This window comes from Curtobacterium sp. PvP017 (genome assembly GCF_054060195.1).
The window spans coordinates 1-21105 of record NZ_JBSSCY010000016.1; the positions used below are offsets into that span (position 1 = coordinate 1).

The 21105-nt window shown below is 71.9% G+C and carries 17 protein-coding genes; 4 read left to right on the top strand and 13 right to left on the bottom strand.

All coding sequences use genetic code 11. The annotated features are described in order from the left end of the window. Positions 1-128: 128 nt before the first annotated feature. From ACVKXF_RS17970 to ACVKXF_RS18020, 11 genes are all read right to left on the bottom strand, one after another. Positions 129-1316: an ABC transporter permease gene (locus ACVKXF_RS17970; protein WP_456796552.1), complete on the bottom strand. Its 1188-nt coding sequence runs from the start codon at positions 1314-1316 to the stop codon at positions 129-131. Then, the gene (locus ACVKXF_RS17975; RefSeq protein ID WP_456796553.1) at positions 1313-2017 is read right to left on the bottom strand and encodes an ABC transporter ATP-binding protein; all 705 of its coding nucleotides are present in this window, start codon (positions 2015-2017) and stop codon (positions 1313-1315) included. Before ACVKXF_RS17975 ends, ACVKXF_RS17970 begins: the two co-directional genes overlap by 4 nt. Next, a complete protein-coding gene (locus tag ACVKXF_RS17980; protein ID WP_456796554.1) occupies positions 2014-3105 on the bottom strand; it encodes a peptidoglycan-binding protein in 1092 nt (363 codons plus the stop codon). The genes ACVKXF_RS17975 and ACVKXF_RS17980 overlap by 4 nt, the downstream gene beginning before the upstream one ends. Further along, positions 3102-3647: a hypothetical protein gene (locus ACVKXF_RS17985; RefSeq protein WP_456796555.1), complete on the bottom strand. Its 546-nt coding sequence runs from the start codon at positions 3645-3647 to the stop codon at positions 3102-3104. The genes ACVKXF_RS17980 and ACVKXF_RS17985 overlap by 4 nt, the downstream gene beginning before the upstream one ends. Before the next feature lie 47 nt (positions 3648-3694). Then, positions 3695-4858 carry a sensor histidine kinase gene (locus tag ACVKXF_RS17990; protein ID WP_456796556.1) on the bottom strand — a complete coding sequence of 388 codons (1164 nt, stop codon included), beginning with the start codon at positions 4856-4858 and terminating at the stop codon, positions 3695-3697. Next, positions 4855-5508: a response regulator transcription factor gene (locus ACVKXF_RS17995; RefSeq protein WP_456796557.1), complete on the bottom strand. Its 654-nt coding sequence runs from the start codon at positions 5506-5508 to the stop codon at positions 4855-4857. Before ACVKXF_RS17995 ends, ACVKXF_RS17990 begins: the two co-directional genes overlap by 4 nt. 42 nt (positions 5509-5550) lie before the next feature. Further along, on the bottom strand, positions 5551-6105 hold the full coding sequence (locus tag ACVKXF_RS18000; protein ID WP_340195707.1) for a DUF2231 domain-containing protein: 555 nt from the start codon (positions 6103-6105) through the stop codon (positions 5551-5553). Between the two features lie 75 nt (positions 6106-6180). Beyond that, the gene (locus ACVKXF_RS18005; protein WP_123310475.1) at positions 6181-8349 is read right to left on the bottom strand and encodes an ATP-dependent Clp protease ATP-binding subunit; all 2169 of its coding nucleotides are present in this window, start codon (positions 8347-8349) and stop codon (positions 6181-6183) included. A 53-nt stretch (positions 8350-8402) separates the two neighbouring features. After that, positions 8403-9803 (bottom strand): MFS transporter, encoded by a 1401-nt coding sequence (locus ACVKXF_RS18010; protein WP_456796558.1) that lies wholly within the window; start codon positions 9801-9803, stop codon positions 8403-8405. 167 nt (positions 9804-9970) lie between these two features. Beyond that, positions 9971-10261 carry a twin-arginine translocase TatA/TatE family subunit gene (gene tatA / locus ACVKXF_RS18015; RefSeq protein WP_396290058.1) on the bottom strand — a complete coding sequence of 97 codons (291 nt, stop codon included), beginning with the start codon at positions 10259-10261 and terminating at the stop codon, positions 9971-9973. Between the two features lie 169 nt (positions 10262-10430). Continuing rightward, positions 10431-13178, bottom strand: coding sequence for a glycoside hydrolase family 2 protein (locus tag ACVKXF_RS18020; RefSeq protein ID WP_456796559.1), 2748 nt, complete (start codon positions 13176-13178; stop codon positions 10431-10433). Between the two features lie 236 nt (positions 13179-13414). Here ACVKXF_RS18020 and ACVKXF_RS18025 point away from each other — a divergent pair, with 236 nt between their 5' ends. From ACVKXF_RS18025 to ACVKXF_RS18035, 3 genes are all read left to right on the top strand, one after another. Beyond that, the gene (locus ACVKXF_RS18025) at positions 13415-13834 is read left to right on the top strand and encodes a pilus assembly protein CpaE (protein ID WP_123310481.1); all 420 of its coding nucleotides are present in this window, start codon (positions 13415-13417) and stop codon (positions 13832-13834) included. Between the two features lie 73 nt (positions 13835-13907). Beyond that, a complete protein-coding gene (locus tag ACVKXF_RS18030) occupies positions 13908-14738 on the top strand; it encodes an aldo/keto reductase (protein ID WP_456796560.1) in 831 nt (276 codons plus the stop codon). A gap of 119 nt (positions 14739-14857) precedes the next feature. Then, complete coding sequence (locus tag ACVKXF_RS18035) at positions 14858-16267, top strand: FCD domain-containing protein (protein WP_456796561.1); 1410 nt, start codon at positions 14858-14860, stop codon at positions 16265-16267. 53 nt (positions 16268-16320) lie between these two features. On the opposite strand, the gene ACVKXF_RS18040 is transcribed toward ACVKXF_RS18035, so the two are convergent. Beyond that, positions 16321-18408, bottom strand: a complete 2088-nt coding sequence (locus tag ACVKXF_RS18040; RefSeq protein WP_456796562.1) for an Ig-like domain-containing protein — start codon at positions 18406-18408, stop codon at positions 16321-16323. A gap of 99 nt (positions 18409-18507) precedes the next feature. Then, positions 18508-19653, bottom strand: coding sequence for a class I SAM-dependent methyltransferase (locus ACVKXF_RS18045; protein ID WP_456796563.1), 1146 nt, complete (start codon positions 19651-19653; stop codon positions 18508-18510). Positions 19654-19771: 118 nt separating this feature from the next. Here ACVKXF_RS18045 and ACVKXF_RS18050 point away from each other — a divergent pair. Then, positions 19772-21105: hypothetical protein (locus ACVKXF_RS18050; protein WP_456796564.1), on the top strand; the 1334-nt coding region annotated here is incomplete at its 3' end.

Below are 21105 nucleotides of genomic sequence, written 5' to 3' on the forward strand. Positions count from 1 at the left end.
CTCCACCCCCCGGGCACCCCCCCCCCGCGCGGCGCGGCGGGCGGCGGGGGGGGCCCCCCCCCCCGCGGGGGGGCGGGGGGGGGGCCCCCCCCCCCCCCCCCGGGCCTCCCGGATCACCACCACGTCCGTCAGACGGCCGCCAGGGCGGACGTCGGTGGGATACGCGCTGCGCGCGCCGCCGGGTACAACCCGGACACCCCACCGATCACGACCGTCGCGCCGAGCCCGCCACCGACGGCCCAGAGCGGGATCGCCACCGGCCACCCCTGCCCCACGGCGAAGGCGACCGTGACCCCGACGCCGATCACCACACCGGCGACGCCGCCCAGGAACGACAGCAGCAGCGACTCGACCAGGAACTGGTCACGGATGTTCCGCCGACGTGCGCCGAGGGCACGACGCACGCCCACCTCGGCACGACGTTCCAGCACCGTGATCACCATCGTGTTCGCGACGCCGATGCCACCGACGAGCAGGGCCACACCGCCGATGCCGACGAGCAACCCGGTGAACGAGTCGTCGGTGGCGTTCTTCGCGGCGAGCGCGTCGGACGGCCGGGTCACGCCGACGTCCTGCGGTGCTCCGGGGCGGACCGCACCGGCGAGGACATCGCGAGCCTGCTCGACCCGCGCCGGGTCGACCCGCGTGTACACCGCGGTCGGCGCTCCGTCGAACCCGAGCTGCGCGGCGAGGGACCGCGGGACGAACACCTGGTTGTCGAGGTCCTCCGCGAGCTGGACGGGCTGCAGGATGCCCACGACCTGCACCCACTGCCCGCCCGTCCAGACACGCGTGTCGGCGCGCACCGTGTCGATGCCGAGCGCGGCAGCGGCGTCGGCCCCGAGCACCACCTGCGGCGGAGCACCCGGACCGTCGTCGATCCAGCGGCCCGACGCGAGCTCCGCGCCGAGGACCCCCGGCACGTCGCCCCACGCCGCGAGCACCCCGATGCCCTTCGTCTGCGGAGCGGGGATCAGGGCGTTCCGGTAGACGCCGGTGGCCGGTACCGTGCCGACGGCGGCCGCGGACTCCACGTCATCCTGGCGCAGCACCGAGTCGAGTGCCGTGGGCGGCAGCGGCTGCTGCTCACCGAAGCCCTGCGCCGGCGTGGCCGTGAGGACGTTCGTGCCGAGCGCGTCGAGCACCCGGTCGACCATCGCCTTGCTCGACGACGAGATCCCGACGACCGCGATCATCGCCGCGATGCCGATGGCGATCCCGAGGGCGGACAGCACCACGCGACCCGGCCGGGTGCGCAGGCCGAACACGCCGAGCCGGAGCAGGTCCGCGGGGCCGACGGTTCCGCGGGCGCTCATCGTGTGCCCGCCCGGTCGTCGTGCGAGACGAGGCCGTCGCGCATCCGGATCCGCCGGGGCAGCGACGCGGCGAGCTCCAGGTCGTGCGTGATGACGAGGATCGTCGTCCCGGCTGCGTTCAGCTCCCGCAGCACCGTCAGGATCGCCGCGCCCGACGCCGTGTCGAGCGCGCCGGTCGGCTCGTCCGCCAACAGGATCGTCGGTTCGCCGACGATCGCCCGCGCGATCGCGACGCGCTGCTTCTCGCCACCGGACAGCTCGTGCGGCCGGTGGTCGACGCGGTGCCCGAGGCCGACGCGTCCGAGCGCCTCGACGGCCCGCCGGTGGCGCTCCCGCCGGGGGACGCCGGCGTAGAGCACGCCATCGGCGACGTTCTCGGCGGCCGTCGCTCCGGCCTGCAGGTGGAAGTGCTGGAACACGAAGCCGATGTGGTCGGCACGGAGTCGCGAGAGCGCGTCGTCGGACATCGAGGCGACGTCGTTGCCGGCGATCGTCACGGTGCCCGAGGCCGGCCGGTCGAGCGTCCCGACGATGTTCAGCATCGTCGACTTGCCCGATCCCGACGGGCCGACGACGGCGACGAGCTCCCCCGCGGCGACCTCGAGCGAGACGCCGCGGAGCGCGCCGACGTCACCGTAGGTCTTCACCACGTCGCGGAGCGACAGGACCGCGGCGGCCGCCCCGGTGGCTGCGACGCTCATCCGGGCACCACCACGCGGTCCCCCTCCGCGACGTCGCCAGTGACGGCCACGCGACCGTCCGCCGTGAACCCCGGCACGACCGCCACCCGCTTCGTCGTCCCGTCGCGACGCACCACGTCGACGGCGTACTCCCCGCCCGAGCCCGCGGCGAGCGCCGCGACCGGCACGGACAGGACACCCCGCTCGGTGGCGCCCTTCGCGTCCACCTGTGCGGAGGCGGCGGCGGGCAGCTTCCGGTCACCCGGGTCGAACGACACGGAGACGTCGACCTTGTTGCCGCCGTCCTCGCTCGTGCTCGGCTGCACGTCCGCGACTTCGCCACGCAGCGGGTCGCCGGCGCCGTTGATCCGGACGTCCACCTCCGTGCCGACGGCCAGCCGTTCGGCATCGCGCTGCGAGACCGTCGCCGTGACGACGCGCTCGGTGCTCGTGACCTGCAGGACGTCGCCAGCGGCTCCGACCCCGCCGTCCCCGGCTCCGCCCGCGCCGGCTCCGGTGGGCTGTCCGAGCTCGCCGTCCACCGACGCGACGCGCACCGCCCCGTCCACGAACGCGATGTCGTCCGCCGTCAGCACCCCGGTCACGCGGTGCCCTCGGTCCTGCTGCCACTGCCGCACCGCGCGCTCGGTCCGCGGGCCGAAGACGTCGTCGACCGACACGTCGTACCCGAGCGCGGCCAGGTTCTCGTTGAGCTGCCGCACGTCGGTGCCCGTGCGCCCCCGCGACAGGTCGCGCCACAGCGGCACCGTGCCGTACATCGAGCGCACGCCGCGCTCGTCGACGGCGTACAGGTACTCGTCGCGGTGGACGACGTCGCCCGGCTCCGGCAGCCAGGTGATGGTGCCGCCCGCGGCCGCCGGCACACCGGTCGCGGACCCGTAGCCCAGCGTTCCGGCGAACACCTTCGAGTCGGTCAGGTCCCCCTTCGTCACGATCGCCGTGGCGCGGTCCGGCTGCTCGCTGGCCGACGCGGCGGCCGGCTCCTCGGCCTGCAGCCCCAGGACGGCCCAGGTTCCGGTCCCGACGGCGAGACCGGCCGCGAGGCACACTGCCGTGATCGTCGTGCGGCGTCCGATCGGTCGCCTCACGACGTGGCTCCGTCGCCGACCTCGGCGTCGTCCCCGCCGAGCCCGGCGAAGGCCTCGTCGGAGCAGGCGCGAGCCACCTCGTCGAACGCGGCCTGGTCGTCGGGCTGGTAGCCCGCCTTCGCTTCCTCGTCGTCGGGGTAGTCCTCGAAGCCGCGATCGCGGATGCACTCGGCGGCCTTCCGCTGCCGGTCCGCCGAACCCGGCATCGGCTTGGCCATCTGGGCGTCGCCGGCTGCGGCGGAGTCGCCGAGGCAGGACTGCAGGTCGGCCTGGTACTGGTCCTCGTCGACGCCGTCGGGTGCGCTCAGCTGGAGCGTCGTCCCCCCGGAGGACGGGTCCGGCATGTCGTAGCCCTTGCCGCGCATGCACTCGGCGAGCGTCGCGCCCTTCGCCGCGGTCCCGGAGGACTTCGTGGACCCGGAGTCCGGAGCGGCCGCCGAGCACGAGGCGAGCAGACCCGGCAGCAGCACCAGGGCCGCGGCGGCGGCGAACAGGGAGCGGGTCCGACGGGTGGTGGTGGTGGTCGTGGTCGTTGCGTTCATGGTCCCAGCACACCCGATCGGCTGTTTCGCGCCGCGTACCCGCCGGGTTACACCGACGAAACGTCGACGCGCACGGCGAGGCCGCCGGTCAGGCGCGCATCGATCGTCATCCGCCAGCCGTGCGCCTGCACGATCGACGCGACGATCGACAGTCCCAGGCCGCTGTGCCGGTCGGCGGACGGGCTCGAGGGGCACCGGCGGAACGGCTCCACCAGGCGCGGGGCCTCGTCCTGGGGCACCGGCGGCCCGGCGTTCTCGACGACGAACCCGTCGCTCGTGGTCGTCACGCGGACGAACCCACCGGGTTCGTTGTACTCGACGGCGTTGCCGACCAGGTTCACGAGCAGCTGGCGGAGCAGCGTCGGCTCACCGTCGACGACCAGGCCGGGAGGCCCGGTGCGGCGCTCGTGGGTCAGGGTCACCCCGGCCTCGGTCGCGTCCGGGGCCGCTCCTGCGACGACCTCGTCGGTCACCTCGTCGAGACGGACGGCGCTGGTCGCGCCCGCCAGTCCGCGATCGGCCTCGGCGAGCACGAGCAGGGACTCGACCAGGTGCTCCGTCCGGCGGTTCTGCTCGAGGAGCTGCTCGCGGGTGGCCCGCACGTCGTCGCGGTCGGCGTCGTCGTGCAGTCCGATCTGCACCGCGGCCCGTTGGACGGCGAGCGGCGTCCGGAGTTCGTGCGACGCCTGCGCCACGAACCGGCGTTGACTCTCGAACGCCGTCTCGAGCCGGTCGAGCAGGCCGTCGACGGTGCGGGACAGGCGCCGCAGCTCGTCGTCCGGGCCGCCGAGTTCGATCCGCTCGTGCAGGTTCGACGCCGTGATCCGGTTCGCCGTCGCGGTGATCCGGTCGATCGGGCGGAGCATCCACTGACTGACCAGCCACCCGACACCTCCGGCCAGGACCCCCGCACCCGCGATGCCGACGGCGGACCACTGCCACTGCTGCACGGCGACGAGCTGGATCACCGTGATAGCCGACGGATCGCGCCCGCCGGTGCCGCCCGGCTCCAGCGGTGCCGGCGATGCGGTCGCGAACCCCTGCACGGGCCTGGCGGTCCGCGCCGACGTGGTGTCGAGTCCGGCGCCGACCCCGGCGAGGGACATCACGTTCGAGAACACGACGACACCGGTCGCGAGCGCCATCGCTGCGAGCGCGAACGTCACCGCGGTGCGGGCGCGGATGCTCCAGGTCCGCCGGACCCGCCTCACAGGGAGTAGCCCCGTCCGGGCACCGTCCGGATCGGGTCCGGGTCGCCGAGCTTCTTGCGGAGCTTCGACATCGTCACCCGGACGGCTGCGGTGAACGGGTCGATGTTCATGTCCCAGACCTTCTCGAGCAGTTCCTCGGTCGAGACGATGCGGCCGTCGGCGCGCAGGAGTTCCTCGAGGACGCCGAGCTCCTTCGACGTCAGGTCGAGCGGTCGTCCGTCGCGTGTCGCCATCCGTCGGTTCGTGTCGACGACGAGTCCGGCGCGTTGGAGGACGGGCGCGACCGGGGCGACGCTCCGCCGGCCGAGTGCGCGGACGCGGGCGACGAGCTCCGGGTACTCGAACGGCTTCGCCAGGTAGTCGTCGGCGCCGAGCTCGAGTCCGTGCACGCGGTCGGCCAGGGCGGTCGCTGCGGTGAGCATCAGGATCCGGGTGAGGCTGCCGCGGGCCGCGAGCCTCCGGGCGACCTCGTCGCCGTGGAGCCCGGGGACGTCACGGTCCAGCACGACGACGTCGTAGTCGTTGACGGACAGCAGTTCGTCGGCGTCGTCACCGCGGTACACGACGTCGACGGCCATGTCCTGGCGTGCGAGCCCCTTGGCGATCAGGTCGGCGAGGGTCGATTCATCGTCCACCACGAGTACGCGCATCCGTATATTGCACGTGATGTACCCATGGATCGGCTGGGAGGATCAGGCGTCGAACGGCACTTCGCCGTGGTCGCTCACACCGGCGCGCTGCCGGTAGGCCAGGTGCCCGCCGAGGTACCCACCGACCCCGACGACCGTGAGCGCCGCGAAGCCGAGGAGCTTGCCGGCGCCGTGGTTGCCGTGCTTCCGCTGCCACCACGACAGGCCGTACAGCGAGATGCCGACCCAGTTCACGGCCTGGTGCACCCACCCGGTGCGCAGCTGTTCGCGGTCCAGCTCGGACCAGTCGACGTAGCCGGCGACGCTCGCGCTGCCGGAGGACACGAGTCCCACGCCGACCAGCGTCTTGGCGGCCTTCGCGTTGCCCTTCCCGCCGAACACGTCGAGCACCGCGGCGGAGATCCACGCCCCGAGCGGCACCTGCACCATGAGCGGGTGCAGCGGATGGCCGAACGGCACCCCGTGCAGCAGTTGCCGCAGCGCCTTCGGCTTCGCGAGCGCGTTCACCACCGCTCGGTCGACGTCGACGGCCTTGTCGAGCACGCTCGCGTGCTCGACGGTGTCGGTGAGGCGACGGAACACGCGGATCTCAGGCATGCCCTGGACGCTATTACGGGAGGCCCGCCACCGGTCCCAGGAACCGGCGCCGGGCCTCCCGTCGGTCTTTGTGGCCTACTCCTCGACGATCTCCGCCAGTTCGAAGGGCTCGACGGTCAGGCCGTCGCCGTCTGCGGCGACGTCCACCCGCACGGTGTCGCCGTCGCGGACGTCACCGGACAGGATCGCCCGTGCCAGCTTGTCATCGATCTGCCGCTGCATGAGGCGACGGAGCGGCCGCGCGCCGTAGAGCGGGTCGTACCCGCGCTCCGCCAGCCACCCGCGCGCCTCCGGTGTGACCGCCAGCTCGAGCCGGCGATCGGTCAGCCGGCGGGCGAGCCGATCGACGTAGAGCGACACGATCTGGCCGAGGTCGTCGGCCGTCAGGGCCTGGAACACCACGATGTCGTCGAGGCGGTTGATGAACTCCGGCCGGAACGCCTGCTGCACGAGCTCGCGCACGGCCGCTTCGCGCTGGTCGTCCGTGAGCGTCAGGTCGGTCATGAACTGGGAGCCGAGGTTCGACGTGAGCACGAGGATCGTGTTCCGGAAGTCGACCGTGCGCCCCTGCCCGTCGGTGAGCCGACCGTCGTCGAGCACCTGGAGCAGTACGTCGAAGACCTCGGGGTGGGCCTTCTCGATCTCGTCGAGCAGGATCACCGAGTACGGGCGACGCCGGACGGCCTCGGTGAGCTGCCCACCGGACTCGTAGCCGACGTACCCGGGCGGGGCACCGATGAGCCGCGAGACCGAGTGCTTCTCGCCGTACTCGCTCATGTCGATGCGGACGAGGGCCTTCTCGTCGTCGAACAGGAACTCCGCGAGCGCCTTCGCCAGCTCGGTCTTGCCGACGCCGGTCGGCCCGAGGAACAGGAACGATCCGGTCGGACGGTCCGGGTCGGAGATGCCGGCGCGGGTGCGGCGGACGGCTTCGGACACGGTGTTCACGGCGGTGCGCTGCCCGATGATCCGGCGGCCGAGCTCGTTCTCCAGGTGCAGGAGCTTCTCCGTCTCGCCCTGCAGCAGCCGGCCGAGCGGGATGCCCGTCCACTGGGCGATCACTGCGGCGATGTCCTCATCGGTGACGCTGTCGTTCACCATGCGGTCGGCGGACTCGGCCTGCTCTGCGGCGGCGAGCTCCGCTTCGATCCGGGGCTTCTCGGCGTACTCCAGGCGCGACACCGTTGCGTAGTCGGCTTCGCGCTGGGCACGCTGGCTGCGCATGTTGAGGTCGTCGAGCTGCTGCTTCAGCTCGCCGATCCGGTTCAGGCTGGCACGCTCGGCCTGCCAGCGCTGCTCGAGCTCACCCAGTCGTTCCTCGCGCGTGTGCAGTTCGTTCCGCAGGGTCTCGAGCCGCGCCTTCGACGCGTCGTCCTTCTCCTGCTTGAGCGCGAACTCCTCGACGCGCAGCCGGTCGACGTTCCGCTTCAGCTCGTCGATCTCGACCGGGCTGGAGTCGATCTCCATGCGGAGCCGACTGGCGGCTTCGTCGATCAGGTCGATCGCCTTGTCGGGCAGCTGCCGGCCGGAGATGTACCGGTTCGACAGGCTGGCCGCGGCGACGAGCGCGGAGTCGTTGATCGTGACCTTGTGGTGCGCCTCGTAGCGCTCCTTGAGGCCGCGGAGGATCGCCACGGCGTCCTCGACACTGGGCTCGCCGACGTAGACCTGCTGGAAGCGGCGCTCGAGGGCGGCGTCCTTCTCGATGTACTCGCGGTACTCGTCGAGCGTCGTCGCCCCGATGAGCCGCAGCTCGCCGCGCGCGAGCATCGGCTTGAGCATGTTCGAGGCCGCGACGGACCCCTCGCCGCCACCGGCCCCCATCAGCGTGTGCAGCTCGTCGATGAACGTGATGACCTGACCGTCGGAGTCGTTGATCTCCTTGAGCACGGCCTTGAGGCGCTCCTCGAACTCGCCGCGGTACTTCGCGCCGGCGATGAGCGAGGAGATGTCGAGCGAGACGAGCCGCTTGTCCTTGAGCGAGTCGGCGACGTCGCCGGCGACGATGCGCTGCGCGAGCCCCTCGACGACGGCGGTCTTGCCGACGCCGGGCTCGCCGATGAGCACGGGGTTGTTCTTGGTGCGGCGGGTGAGCACCTGGCTGACGCGTCGGATCTCGGAGTCGCGTCCGATCACCGGGTCGAGCTTGCCGCTGCGAGCGATCGCCGTCAGGTCGACGCCGTACTGCTCGAGGGCGGTCTTCTGTCGCTCTTGCGAGTCAGGAGCACCCTGGAGGTTCGCCATGCGTTCCGTCCTTTCGTTGCGGTGGTGTTGTACTTGAGTCTACTCCGCTCAACTTACGCCGGCGCGGGGACATTCCGGATCCCGACGGCGCTGACGACCGCGCCGGCGACGAGCAGCACCGCCATCACGACGACCGCCCGGTGCAGGCCGGCGACGCTCATCTCCCCGCCGAGCACCACACCGGCGAGCGCCACCATCACCAGGCCGGCGATCCGCGCGATCGCGTTGTTCACGGCCGACCCGACGCCGGCCTCGGACTGCGGCACCGACCCGAGCACGGCACTGGTCAGTGGCGTGACCATGAGCGCGATCCCGAAGCCGATGAGCACGAGCCCGGGGAACACGGCGACCCAGTAGCCGTCCGGCCGTGCACCGACCAGCAGCATCAGGAGCGCACCGACCGCGGCCACCGCCGGCCCCGCGGCCATGAACCAGCGCGGCCCGAACCGCCCCGCCAGCCCGCCCACCGCCGAGGACACCAGCAGCAGGACCACCGTCGGCGGCAGCGTCGCCAGGCCGGCGAGCCAGGCCGGGAACCCCCAGACCTCCTGGAGGAACAGGGTGACCACGAAGAAGACCATGCTCAGGGCGCCGTAGATCGACAGGGTGGCGAGGTTGCCCACCGCGAAGTTGCGGGCACGGAACAGCGCGAGCGGCACCAGCGGCGAACCGGTCGTCCGGGTCACGTGGAGTTCCCACGGTACGAAGGCCCCGAGCGCCAGGGCACCGAGCACCAGCGCCGTGACCACGACGGGCGCGCCCCACCCGAGCCGCTCCTGCTCGATGAGCCCGAGCACCGCGCCACCGACCCCGACGACCGCGAGCACGGCGCCCACCACGTCGATGCGCGGTCGGACGGCGGGGTGCACGTCACCGGTGATCCGCAGCACCAGCGGGATCGTGACCGCGATCGGGACGGCGGTGAGCACGAAGATCCACCGCCAGCCGATGCTGTCGACCACCAGCCCGCCCACCACGGGCCCGAGGATCGTCGCGGCGCTCGACCACGCGGTCCACGTGCCGATCGCCTTCGACTGCGCGGCCCCGCGGAACGCCGCCACGATGAGCGCGAGCGCACTCGGGGTCACCAGGGCTCCGCCGACGCCCTGGACCGCCCGCGAGACGATCAGGAACTCCCCCGTCGGGGCGATGGCGCACGCGACCGAGGCGATCCCGAAGACGACGAGCCCCCACGTGATGATCCGGACCCGGCCGAACACGTCCGACAACGACCCGGCGACGAGGATGAGCGAACCGAGCGTCACCAGGTACGCGTCGACGGTCCACTGCTGCACGACGAGCCCGCCGCCGAGCTCCTGCCGGATCGCGGGGAGCGCCACGTTCACCACGCTGGAGTCCAACCCGACGACGAACGACGACAGGATCGCCACCACCAGCACGGTGCGCCGGTCGTCCCGGAGCGGCGCGGTCGCGCGAGGTGCGGCAGTGGTCATGTGCTCATCCTGCTCCCGCCGACGCCGGCCGGGCAGTCCCCGTCAGGACCACCCGTCGGCGACGAGGTCCGTGCACGACGAAGCCCCCGCGACCGGAGTGGTCGCGGGGGCTGCCGACAGGACGGGGCTGGGTGTCCTGAGCTTCGGGCGTCGTGGACGCCGGGGCGTCAGCGCCGGGAGTCGGTGTTCGGCTGCGCGCTCGGGCCGGGGTTCAGGACCGGACCGGCAGCGGGCTCGGCGGGAGCGGTCGGCACAGTGGTGTTCGTCGCCGCAGTGTTCTGCACCGTGGTGTCGCCCGCCTGCGCCTTCTTCTCGTCGTCGGTCATCTCCTTCTTGAAGATGTTGATCGACTGCCCGAGGCCCTTGGCGAGCGCCGGGAGCTTCGTCGCGCCGAACAGCAGGATGACGATCCCGAGGATGATCAGCAGGTGTACGCCGCCGAGGTTTCCGAGCATCATGACTCCTTGATCTGGAACTGGTCGCCGTCCGGAGGTCATCTTCGACCCACGCGGCGGAAGTCCGTGTGCTCCCCATCGTAACTCCCCCGCTCCCTGATGCCCAGGCCGGGCACCGGAACGGACACCGTTCGCACAGGGAAGCGCACCGCCGGTGCGCAGCGGATCGCCGTCAGTGGGACGCGAGTACTCGGTCGAGGCTCCAGAGGACGGGTTCCGCACGGAGCGCCGGGATGTCGGCCTCCGTCACACCGGTGATCCGGAAGGTCACCCGCTCCCCGGGCAGCAGGGTCATGAACCCGCGGTCGACCGCTCCGGTGGCGCGCACCCGGTCCGGCTGGACGAGCAGGTCCCGCACGAGCGACTCGGCCTCGACGGTCAGGTCGAGCCCGCCGTCGACGGGCGTGAACGCAGTGCGGTACCGCGCCGGCTCCCACCGCACGTCGACGTCGGGACCGGGCGTCCAGACGGCTCGGCGCCAGTCCATGTCCGCCACGATGAGCTCGTTCGCGGGGTCGTCGACCACGCCCACCGACTCGGGCAGGGCGACGACGGCGACCCCGGCGGACGACAGGCGGACGGGGAGTGACGCCTCGGCCAGGATCGTGCCGGCGGTGGTGACCCGTCGCACCCGGACCACGCTGTCGTGGCCGCCCCGCGTGGACCGGACGGCGACCTCGACGGGCGAGGACCCGAACGCGCCGGGCGAGACGCCGAGGGACAGGGTGTCCGCCGCGTCGCCCGGATCAGCCGTCTCGCCGACGGCGGCCGATCCACCCGGGTGATCCGGGCCTCCCGTCCGCTCCGCACCGGACGCGACCGGCGAGGCGGGCGCGACCGCCCCGGAGACCGGCGAAGCGGGCGACGACGCCGGCGACGCAGCCGGTCCGGACACGGCGGACGGCGCGACCGCCACCCGCGACACCGGGCGGATCGTCAGGAGGACGTCGTCGTACAGCCGGCGTAGCTCGTGCGCGAGCGGCTTCAGCCGCCCCGCCGAGTCGATCGCCGACCACGACGACACCGGCCACAGGTCGTTGAGCTGCCACATCACCACACCGGTGTTCCGCGGCCAGTGCGTGCGCCAGTGCTCGATGCCCGTCGCGATGGCCCGCGCCTGCTGCAGCTGTGTCAGGTAGTGCCACCGGTCGAAGGCGGCCGGGTCGACCGTGCCGAACCGCGGCTCGATGCCGCGGGCCAGCTTGCCCATGCCGTCCGCGGCCTTCTGGTGGTGCACGACCCCCGGCGAGTCGACGCGCAGCACCTCGTCCGCGACACCGTCCCGCAGCGTCCGCCAGGCGGGCGGCGCCTGCCAGCCGAACTCGGAGACGAACCGGGGAACCGACCCGCGGTAGGCGGTGTCGGGCAGGCGGTTCCAGACGTCCCACGAGTGGTGCGTCTCGTTGTCGACGTCGTTCGCGGGCAGCGACTCGGAGCCCGACCACGGCGACGCCACCGTGTAGAAGCGCGACGGGTCGACCGCGTCGACGATCGTCGGCAGCAGGTCGAGGTAGTAGTCGAGGCCCCAGCCGCGGTCGCCGAGGGAGTCCGCCCAGCCGTCCACGTCGTGCAGCCAGATGTTCTCGTTGTTGCCGTTCCACAGCACCAGCGAGGGGTGCCGCGCGAGCCGGGCGACGTTGTCCCGCGCCTCGGCGATGACCTCGCTGCGGATCGGCTCGACCTCGGGGTAGGCGGAGCACGCGAACGGGAAGTCCTGCCAGACGAGCAGTCCGAGTTCGTCGCAGACCTCGTAGAAGTCGCGCGACTCGTACACGCCGCCGCCCCACACGCGCACGAGGTTCGTGCCGAGGGACGCCGCCGCGGTCAGACGGGACTGCAGGCGCGCGCGGTCGACGCGCGAGACGATCACGTCGTCCGGGATCCAGTTCACCCCACGCACGTCGATCAGGGTCCCGTTGACGTGGATGCCGAACGGCCGACCCATGTCGTCGACCTGCGTGTCGATCCGGGTCGACCGGAAGCCGGTGCGGAACGTGTCGCGGTCCAGGACCTCGCCCTCGACCGTCTGCAGTTCCACGACCACGTCGTACTGCGCCTGCGCACCGTAGCCGCGGGGCCACCAGCGCAGCGCCTCGGGCACACGCACCGTGACGACGGTCTCGTCGTCCTTCGGCGTCAGCTGCGCCCGCGACCGCTGCCGCGTGGGCGTGCCGTCCTCCTTGAGACCGCTGACGGTCACGACGAGCACCAGGTCGTCGTCCTCGCCGTCCTGGTCCAGGTCGTTCAGGCCCGAGCGCTCGACCGTGATGTGTGCGTCGAGCACCCCTTCGCCGGCCTCGACGTCGACGAGCGGTCGGACCTCGCGCAGCCGTGCGGTGGACCACCGCTCGATCGCGACCGGTCGCCAGGGACCGCTCGTGACGGCGGTGAGGCCCCAGTCCCAGCCGAAGTTCGAGGCCATCTTGCGGATGTACGGGAACGGCTCGTCGTACGGTCCCGGCATGCTGCCGGCCTTCGCGGCGACCCGGCCGGCCTCGCGGTACGGCGACTCGAACAGGATCTCGAGGTCCTTCGTCGTCGCCCCGGACCCGGACTGCACGCGCGCGTCGAAGCGGTAGCGCCGGTGCATGTTCCGCGTCGTGCCCACGACGACGCCGTCCAGGCTGAGCTCGGAGACGGTGTCCAGGCCGTCGCAGACGAGGTCCACGCGTTCGTGGCCGCGGGGGTCGACGTCGACCGAGGTGCGGTAGGACCAGTCGGCCCGGCCGACCCACTTGGCGGCCTGCTCGTTCCGGTCGAAGGTCGGGTCCGGCAGCAGGCCCTCCCGTTCCAGGTCGGTGTGCACCTGGCCCGGCACCGTCGCCGGGATGGTGCGGCCCGCGACGCCGTCCGGCGCACCGGTTCCTCCGGCCATCGTCACGGTCCAGCCGTCGCGGAGTTCCTCGCGTTCGAGGGTCATGCGGGTCCTTCTCTTCGGCGGACGGGGTGTCCGTCGCCTCGGTCGGGACGCCGGCCGGTGGCCCGCCCCGTGGCCGGTCGGTCGACCTGGAGGCGCGGCACCGGTTGTCCGGGCGTCGTCACGTCGCGCGCGCGATCGGGTGGCGCTCGCGCGTGGGGTGCTCGGCGATGCTAGTACGGGAAGCCATCAGCAACCTATGTGGTGACAGGGCGGGGTCCTCCGTGCAGGCTGGGGACGTGATCACCGTTGCACTCGCCAGGACCCTCCGCGACGCCGGCCTGCGCTGGCACCCCGAGACGGGCGACCGGTTCGTCATCGACAAGCCCGAGGTGGACGAGGACGTCTACACGGTCTCCGAGATGACCGTCGAACGACACGACTCCCCCACCGGCACGATCCTCGGCTTCAACGGGACCACCGAGTGGGCGCTCGACTCCGTGACCGCCTCGGAGTCGCTCTGGCTGCCGCGCGAGGACCAGCTGCGCGAGCTGCTCGGGCCGTCGTTCATCGGGCTGACACGGGTGTCGGTGAGCGGCCGGGTCGTGTACACGGTCACGGCGACGATCGGCGGCACCGACCGGAGCTTCGCGTCGGAGACCCCGGCGATCGCCTACGGCCAGGCGCTGCAGGCGTACATCGCCGCCGCGCTGTCCTGAGGGGCACGCCCGGGGTCGCTGATCCTGGGCGTTGCCGGAATGGCTGCTGGGGGTCGTTTGGTTGCATGGCACCATGACCGTTCCGAACATCACCCTGAACGACGGCAAGACCATCCCGCAGCTCGGCTTCGGCGTCTTCCAGATCGACCCCTCGTCGACCAAGGAAGCGACGCTCACGGCGCTCGAGGTCGGCTACCGCCACATCGACACCGCCGAGATGTACGGCAACGAGAAGGAGGTCGGTGAGGCGATCGCCGAGTCCGGCATCCCGCGCGAAGAGATCTTCGTCACCTCGAAGCTCAACAACGGCTTCCACGACCCTTCGGCAGCTGCCGAGAACGGCAAGAAGTCGGCCGACCTGCTCGGCGGTTACACCGACCTGTTCCTCATCCACTGGCCGCTGCCCACCGTCTCGGACTTCGTCCCGACGTGGAAGGCCCTCGAGGAGCTCTACGCCGCCGGCACCTCCCGCTCGATCGGTGTCAGCAACTTCCAGGCGCACCACCTCCGCCGCCTGCGTGCCGAGACGGACGTCCCGCCGGCCGTGAACCAGATCGAGGTGCACCCGTACCTCGCCCAGGACGAGCTCCGCGCCGTCAACAGCGAGCTCGGCATCGCGACCGAGGCATGGTCCCCGATCGCGCAGGGCCTCGTGCTCGACGACGAGACCATCACCCGCATCGCCGGCGCCGTGGGCAAGAGCCCGGCACAGGTCGTCCTCCGCTGGCACATCCAGCGTGGCGACATCGTGTTCCCGAAGTCGGTCACGCGTGCCCGCGTCGAGGAGAACTTCGCGATCTTCGACTTCGAGCTCTCCGACGAGGACATGACGGACATCACGACGCTCGACAAGGGCCACCGCACGGGTCCGGACCCGGACACGTTCGACTACGTCCCGGCCTGATCGTCCGGAACGCACGACGGAGCCGCCCGGGGAGACCCGGGCGGCTCCGTCGTGTCGGCGGCTCCGTCGTGTCGGCGGCTCCGTCGTGTCGGCGGCTACGCTGCAGGGAAGGGGTGTTCATGACTGCGGTGGCTCGGTTCGACGGCGGATGGACGCCGCAGCTCGACCAGGCGTACCGTGACGTCCTCGGCGCCGTCCGTGACGGCTCCCTCGGTCAGGACGTCACCCACGATGAGCTGGCGCTCTCCGGGCGGTTCGGCCTCGACCCGGTGGTCCTCCACGCGGTGCTCGAGCGACTGTCCGACGTCGGGATCGCGGTCCTCGACGACCATGCCGCCGTCCGTTTCCGGTCGTTGTCACCTGCCGCCTGGGTGGACAACGGCTGGCTGCTCGTCGGGCTGGTGGAAGGGGTCATGCGCTCTGCCGTGCCCGTGCTCACGGCAGCGGACCTCGTCGAGCAGGGTCGTGTCGCCGAGGCGCTCCGTCGTTCCGCGCACCTGCGCACCCCCGACCTCGATCAGGCGTTCTGGGCGTCGATCACCTTCTGGATCGACCGGACCCCGAACGTGTCCCTCGGTCGACTCACTGCACGAGCCGTGGAGCGGGCCCGGTTCGGCGTGACCCCGACGATCCCGTTCCGGTCCACCGAGGTCGACACCTGGGCAGCAGCTGCCGAGCAGGCGGTGCGGTACCCGGGCGTGCGGTCAGCCGAGCGTGCCGCGCACGTGCTCGCACGGCTGTGGGGCGAGCACGTCGACGCTGCGGTCGCCGCGTTCGGCGGAGCACCCGACGACACGTCGTCGGCATCGTCAGCGTCCGCGTCGACCGCACCTTCCGCACCTTCCGCGCCTTCCGCGCCGGCGGACTCGCCGAGCTGGGCCGTCTGGACGCCGGACGACCTCTGGTGGGACCTGCTCGCGATGGTGCGCGACGGGACGCTCGAGCGCGACCGGACGTACCGCGCGAGTGCGATCGCCGCGCGACTCCGACAGTCGGTCCGGCGGCTCGTGCCGATGGTCCGGCGACTCGAGCTGCTCGGGCTCGTCGAGACGCGGCCGGACGCCCCGGAGGACATCCGCATCACCCGGCCGGACCTGCAGCACTGGACCGATTCGCTGCAGCTCGCGTCCACGCTCGTCGAGGCCTGCGCCCGGTGGTCCGTGCCGACCCTGGACGACGCCGGGCGGGCCGAACTGCACGGGGTGATCGACCAGCTCCGCCGCCAGGGTCGCATCCGTGACTACGGCTACACGATGTCGGTGGTGGAGCTCTCACGGCTCCTCGCGGACCACACGCCGAACCCCTGGCTCGCCGGCAGTCTGCGGTTCGCCCTGAGCCGGCTCGCGTTCGTGTTCGACGAAGCGCCGCCCTTCCGCAGGTGGGACATCGAGGACGTCCTCACCCAGTTGGAGGACGCCATCGACCGCGGTGACCCGGACCGAGCCGCAGACGCGGCGCACGCGCTCAACGTCCACTACGACGCGCACATCGTCGACGTCGTCGCGCGGTTGTCCGGCACGGAGTCCTGAGCCGCACGGCACACGTCGTCGTTCGCCGTGCACCGTGCGGCCCGGGCCCATCGTCAGCTGTCGGTGTCCGCGGCGAGGCGACGCCGACGGAGGACGAGCAGCACCGCACCGGTCGCCGCCAATCCGACGCCGATGAGACTCGCGACCAGGACGCCGTCCGACCCGGTCCAGGCCAGACGCGAGGGCCCCGTCGCGGACGCCGCCTCCGTCACGGCGTCTGCTCGGCCGACCCCGTTCCCGTGGTCGCCGACACCACCGTCGCCAGTGCCCGGCTCGCCTCCGGTTCCGGGTCCGCCCCCGGGCCCACCCCCGGCACCCGGCGGCGTGGTCCCCGGCCCGTCGGACGGCGTCGGTGCCGGCGGGTCGGTCGGCTCCGGCGACGGAGTCGGAGTCGGCGTGGGCGTGGGCGTCGGCGTCGGTTCCGGCTCCGGCTCCGCCCCGGGTTCGACCTCGACCCGGATCGTCGCGGACGCGACCTGACCGGCGTTCGACGTGATCTCGTACCGCACCGGCGACGCGACCCCGCTGAAACCGTCCTCCGGCGTGAAGGTCACGCGACCGGCGTCGTCCACGACGTAGGAGCCCTCACCCGGCACGCGCAGCTGCTTGCCGTCGTCGGACAGCTCGGCGCCCTCGAGCCCCTCGTCGCTGAGCCGGAGCGACCCGAGGTCCGCACCACTGCCGTCGAGCGGGTCGTTCCCCACGACGTCGACGACCACGGGTTCACCCTGCTGTCCGGTCGCGGTGTCGTCCGAGGCGACGGCATCCGGCAGCACCACGTCGAACGCGATCGTGTCGGTGTTGTTCGTCAGGTCGACGTCACTCACCGAGCCGTCCCGCGCGACGGCCGCCAGCCCCTCGTCGAAGCGGCCGGCGGTGAAGTCGGTGACGCTCTCCGCAGGCGTCGAGTAGGTCCCGGTCCGCGTCGTCACCGGCACGGTCCCCCGCGCCGACAACACGATCTGCCCGCCGGGAGGCGCCGTCCAGTCGGTCGCGACGGTGCCCTCGCCCTGCGCCGAACCGCACGTCGCGCCGCCCCGGGCCTCGCACGACCAGGTGACGTCCTCGAGCGGCAGCTCATCGGTCAGCGCCGTCGTCCGCGCCACGGCGTCCACGGGCCCGCCGATCGTGGCCGGGCCGTCGTTGACCGACCGGACGCGGAACGACACGTCGTCGCCGGCGGTCACCGGCCCCTCGGTGTCGACCGACGCCGTGGTCACGACGTCCGTCGGCTGCGTGGCCCGGACGTTGCGGATCTCGTGGAACTCGGCACGCCCGCCCGTCGACGCACTGAACCCGAACCGCATCCGGTCGGGCAGCGCCGTCGCCGGCAGGTCGGTGGAGATCAGGTGGTGCAGTTCCACCGGCTCCGAGCCGACCGGTGTGGGGTCCGACATCGTGACGATCGCCGTGATCCCGCCCGCGTCCCGGGGGACGACGTCGACCTTGACGTGCCGGTAGGTCGCCTCCTCGGCATCGACGCCGCGGTCCTCGAGGAAGCCGTCGCCGCGGTTGCCCGTCGTCGCGAGCACGGGGTAGCACTCAGCCTCGGCGCCGCGGACGGTGACGGCGTTCTGGATGAACTCCGGCAGCGCGAAGTTGCCGAACCGGTCGAACCCGACACCGACGACGCCGCCGTCGAGTCCGGCCGAGCACGCCGACCGGCCGTCGAAGTACCCGAGGCCACCACCCACCGGTCCGATCGCGTCGAGCGGCACGGACGCGTCCTGCAGGAAGAACCCGATCCCGTCCGCGTAGCCGGTGTCCTCCGGGCTCCACATCCGCTGGTCGAACTCGACGGTCAGTCCGTGGCTGGAGTCGTACGGCACCTCGTTGTACACCGCCGAGGCCATGTACTTGACGTTGTCGGTCATCCGGAGCCACTTGCCGGCCGACCCGTTTTCGACGATCGCTGCCTGCTGGTCGTTCGACGCGATGCGCGCCCAGCCCGGCGGCATCGTGGTGCCGACCGGCAGGTCGACGAACGGGTCACGGACGGGGAACGGATCGACGGCGTGCGCAGGTTGCGCAGACCCGACGATGCCCGCACTGGCGACGAGTGCGCCGAGCGCGACCATCGGCGCGAGCGCGGCGGTCAACGCCGTGCGGGGCGTCCGCGGACGGGGTGGACGAGTGTGCATGGGAGTCCTCTCTGACGGTGCAGGAGACGACTGTGCACGTGCCACCGAGTGGCACACAAGTATTATCCGGACGATATTCCACGTCCGGTATGGGGTGGATCAGCGCGGAGCCGCCACCGAGGCCGTGACCGTGAACTTCGGGGTCCGCAGGACCTGCCGCGTCGGCCCAACCAGACGCTCCAGCACCGGCCGGTAGCGCAGGTGGCCGTTCCAGACGCACCACAGTTCACCGCCGGCCTGGAGGATCGTGGCCGCGTTCCGGAACATCGCCTCGGCCGCGTCGGTGGTCACCGTGGTGTCCGCGTGGAACGGCGGGTTGCACAGCACCAGCTGGGCAGACCCGGCAGCGAGCTCGTCGCCGGCGTCGGTGCGCAATGCCGTCACCCGGTCGCCCACACCGTTCGCCTCCGCCGTCGCCCGCGTCGACGCCACGGCGATCCGCGACACGTCGGTCGCGACGACCTTGACGTTCGGTCGACGCAGCGCGATCGCCGCGGCGATCACGCCGTTGCCGGACCCGAGGTCGACGACGGTCCGGGCAGTCGGCACCGCAGCGTCCATCGCCTCCAGCAACACCCGGGTGCCCTGGTCGAGCGAGGTCCCCGCGAACACCCCACCGTGCGCGACGAGCGTCATGCCGAGGTCGTCGACGTGCACCGAGCGTGGCCACGGATTGGTCGCGGCAGCTCGGTTCGCCTGCGCACGCAGCGGGTCCTGTGCGATGAGCAGCCGCGACTTCCCACGCCCGCGCGACGCCGTGACCTCGCCGAACGAGCGGCGCAGGACGTCGTTCTGCGACAGGTTCATGTACTTGACGTTGCCGCCGCACAGCAGCACGACGTCGGGAGCGGCGAACCGCGCGACCGCACGGGCGATCTCGTCGAGCCGGTCGTGGGACTTCGACAGCCGCAGCACGACGAGCCGGACGTTCCGGAAGGCGTCCTCGAGCGAGTCCGGGTGGTGGAAGCCGCGCAGCCCGAACGTGCCGGCGTTGGCCTCGAGCGCGCGCTCCCCCACGAGCGAGTCCTGCACGACCCGGATGTCCGAGGCGCCGTACTGCGTGATGAGTCCGAGCGTCAGGACCCCGAGGCGATCGTCGACGACCGCGACCTGACCGGGCTGGCGGAGCGCGTCCCCGTGCACGTGCGGTGCCTCGTCGATGAGGAACCGGTCGGTGCCGTCGATCGCGATGAGGTCCGGCGCGGATTCGTCGCGGCGGCGGAAGAGGTCGGCGAAGTCTGGCACCGCGTCAGCGTACCCGGACGGTCGATGTGCCCCGTCCATGGCATCGCACCCATGATGTCCACACTCAGGAAATATGACATATGAGTATCCTCAGAATCCCCCATCAAAGGAGCCCTCCATGGCACCCTCTCCGTTCCGGAGCGCCGCAGTCGTCTGCGGCATCGTCACCGCATCCCTCGGCGTCGGCCTGCTGACGCCCGTCGCCGCGACCGCCGCGACCGCAGCTGCGAGCCCGTCACCGACCGCCAGCGCACCCGCGGGCGAGGCGTCGACCAACGAGTACCCCGAGTTCGTGGACATCCCGATCGACCCGTCCCTCAACGAGATCGAGGTGCTCCAGGACTGGAGCACTCCCTACGCATCCCGCGTCCTCGCCGGGTACTCCAACGGCCACGACATCTGGCTCATGCTGGGCGACCGCGTGCTGGACCGGAGGCCCTCGGGCGGTGTGTTCTTCATCACGGTCCCGGACGCCCTGAAGGACGAGAACCTCGAGGTGGTCCGCATCAAGACCGCTGAGGACGGCACCCGGACCCGCAGCGACCGCATCCCGATGCCCCGCGGGATCACCGTCGACGGGCTCCAGCGGAAGAACCACTTCGATCCTGGCGTGACGCAGCTCGCGGGCAGCGCGACCGCGGGTGCCACGGTCGTCGCGACCGACAGCGAGTCCGGCGACGAACTGTTCACGACCGAGGTCAGCACCACCCGTTCCGGCACCGGGACGTGGAGCGCCGACGCGGAGCTCAGCGACCGCGAGCACAAGATCACGCTCACCCAGACGACCCCCGAGGGCCGCACCAACCAGCTCCGCGACATCCGCTTCACCCCGGGCGACGCCGACGCCCCGGACGCACCCACCCTCCAGACCGCTGAGCGTCGCCTGGACGGCGCCTTCGTCCTGACCGGCCAGTTCGACGCCGCCACGGACTCGGTCATCGTCGAGGACGAAGCCGGCGAGAAGATCGTGACCGCCGCGCTCACCGCCAACGGCTACGTCGCGAACATCCCGCAGGACCGCCTCGGGACGACCGTCCACGTCGTCGCCCTGTCCGACAACGGCACCCCGTCCCTCCGCACCGCGGCCCCCCTCGAGCAGGTGGACACCGACGCGTCGATCGCCGCCCCCACACTCCGTGACGTCAAGGTCTACCCGGACGGCCGCGTGCAGGTCATCGGCGAGCGAGAGGACTCTGCCGGGCTCTGGATCCTCGATGGTGACCGCGTGGTCAGGGGAATCGAGCGCATGGAGGGCTGGAGTTACACGATCCCCGCCGCTGAGACCGGCGAGCAGCTCGACATCGTCAACCTCAGCATGGAGGGCCGGCGATTCGACGCCGTCTCCGAGCGGGTGCACCTGCCGCGTCTGCTGCAGGTCGAAGACCTCGCCACAGAGAACACCTACCAGCCCGGCACCCGCGCGTTCACCGGCACCGCCGAAGCCGGCGCGAC

Coding starts and splice junctions, on each gene's coding strand:
- ACVKXF_RS17970 (WP_456796552.1), bottom strand. CDS start 1,316: ATGAGCGCCCGCGGAACCGTCGGCCCCGCGGACCTGCTCCGGCTCGGC.
- ACVKXF_RS17975 (WP_456796553.1), bottom strand. CDS start 2,017: ATGAGCGTCGCAGCCACCGGGGCGGCCGCCGCGGTCCTGTCGCTCCGC.
- ACVKXF_RS17985 (WP_456796555.1), bottom strand. CDS start 3,647: ATGAACGCAACGACCACGACCACCACCACCACCCGTCGGACCCGCTCC.
- ACVKXF_RS17995 (WP_456796557.1), bottom strand. CDS start 5,508: ATGCGCGTACTCGTGGTGGACGATGAATCGACCCTCGCCGACCTGATC.
- ACVKXF_RS18000 (WP_340195707.1), bottom strand. CDS start 6,105: ATGCCTGAGATCCGCGTGTTCCGTCGCCTCACCGACACCGTCGAGCAC.
- ACVKXF_RS18005 (WP_123310475.1), bottom strand. CDS start 8,349: ATGGCGAACCTCCAGGGTGCTCCTGACTCGCAAGAGCGACAGAAGACC.
- ACVKXF_RS18010 (WP_456796558.1), bottom strand. CDS start 9,803: ATGACCACTGCCGCACCTCGCGCGACCGCGCCGCTCCGGGACGACCGG.
- tatA (WP_396290058.1), bottom strand. CDS start 10,261: ATGATGCTCGGAAACCTCGGCGGCGTACACCTGCTGATCATCCTCGGG.
- ACVKXF_RS18020 (WP_456796559.1), bottom strand. CDS start 13,178: ATGACCCTCGAACGCGAGGAACTCCGCGACGGCTGGACCGTGACGATG.
- ACVKXF_RS18030 (WP_456796560.1), top strand. CDS start 13,908: ATGACCGTTCCGAACATCACCCTGAACGACGGCAAGACCATCCCGCAG.
- ACVKXF_RS18035 (WP_456796561.1), top strand. CDS start 14,858: ATGACTGCGGTGGCTCGGTTCGACGGCGGATGGACGCCGCAGCTCGAC.
- ACVKXF_RS18040 (WP_456796562.1), bottom strand. CDS start 18,408: ATGCACACTCGTCCACCCCGTCCGCGGACGCCCCGCACGGCGTTGACC.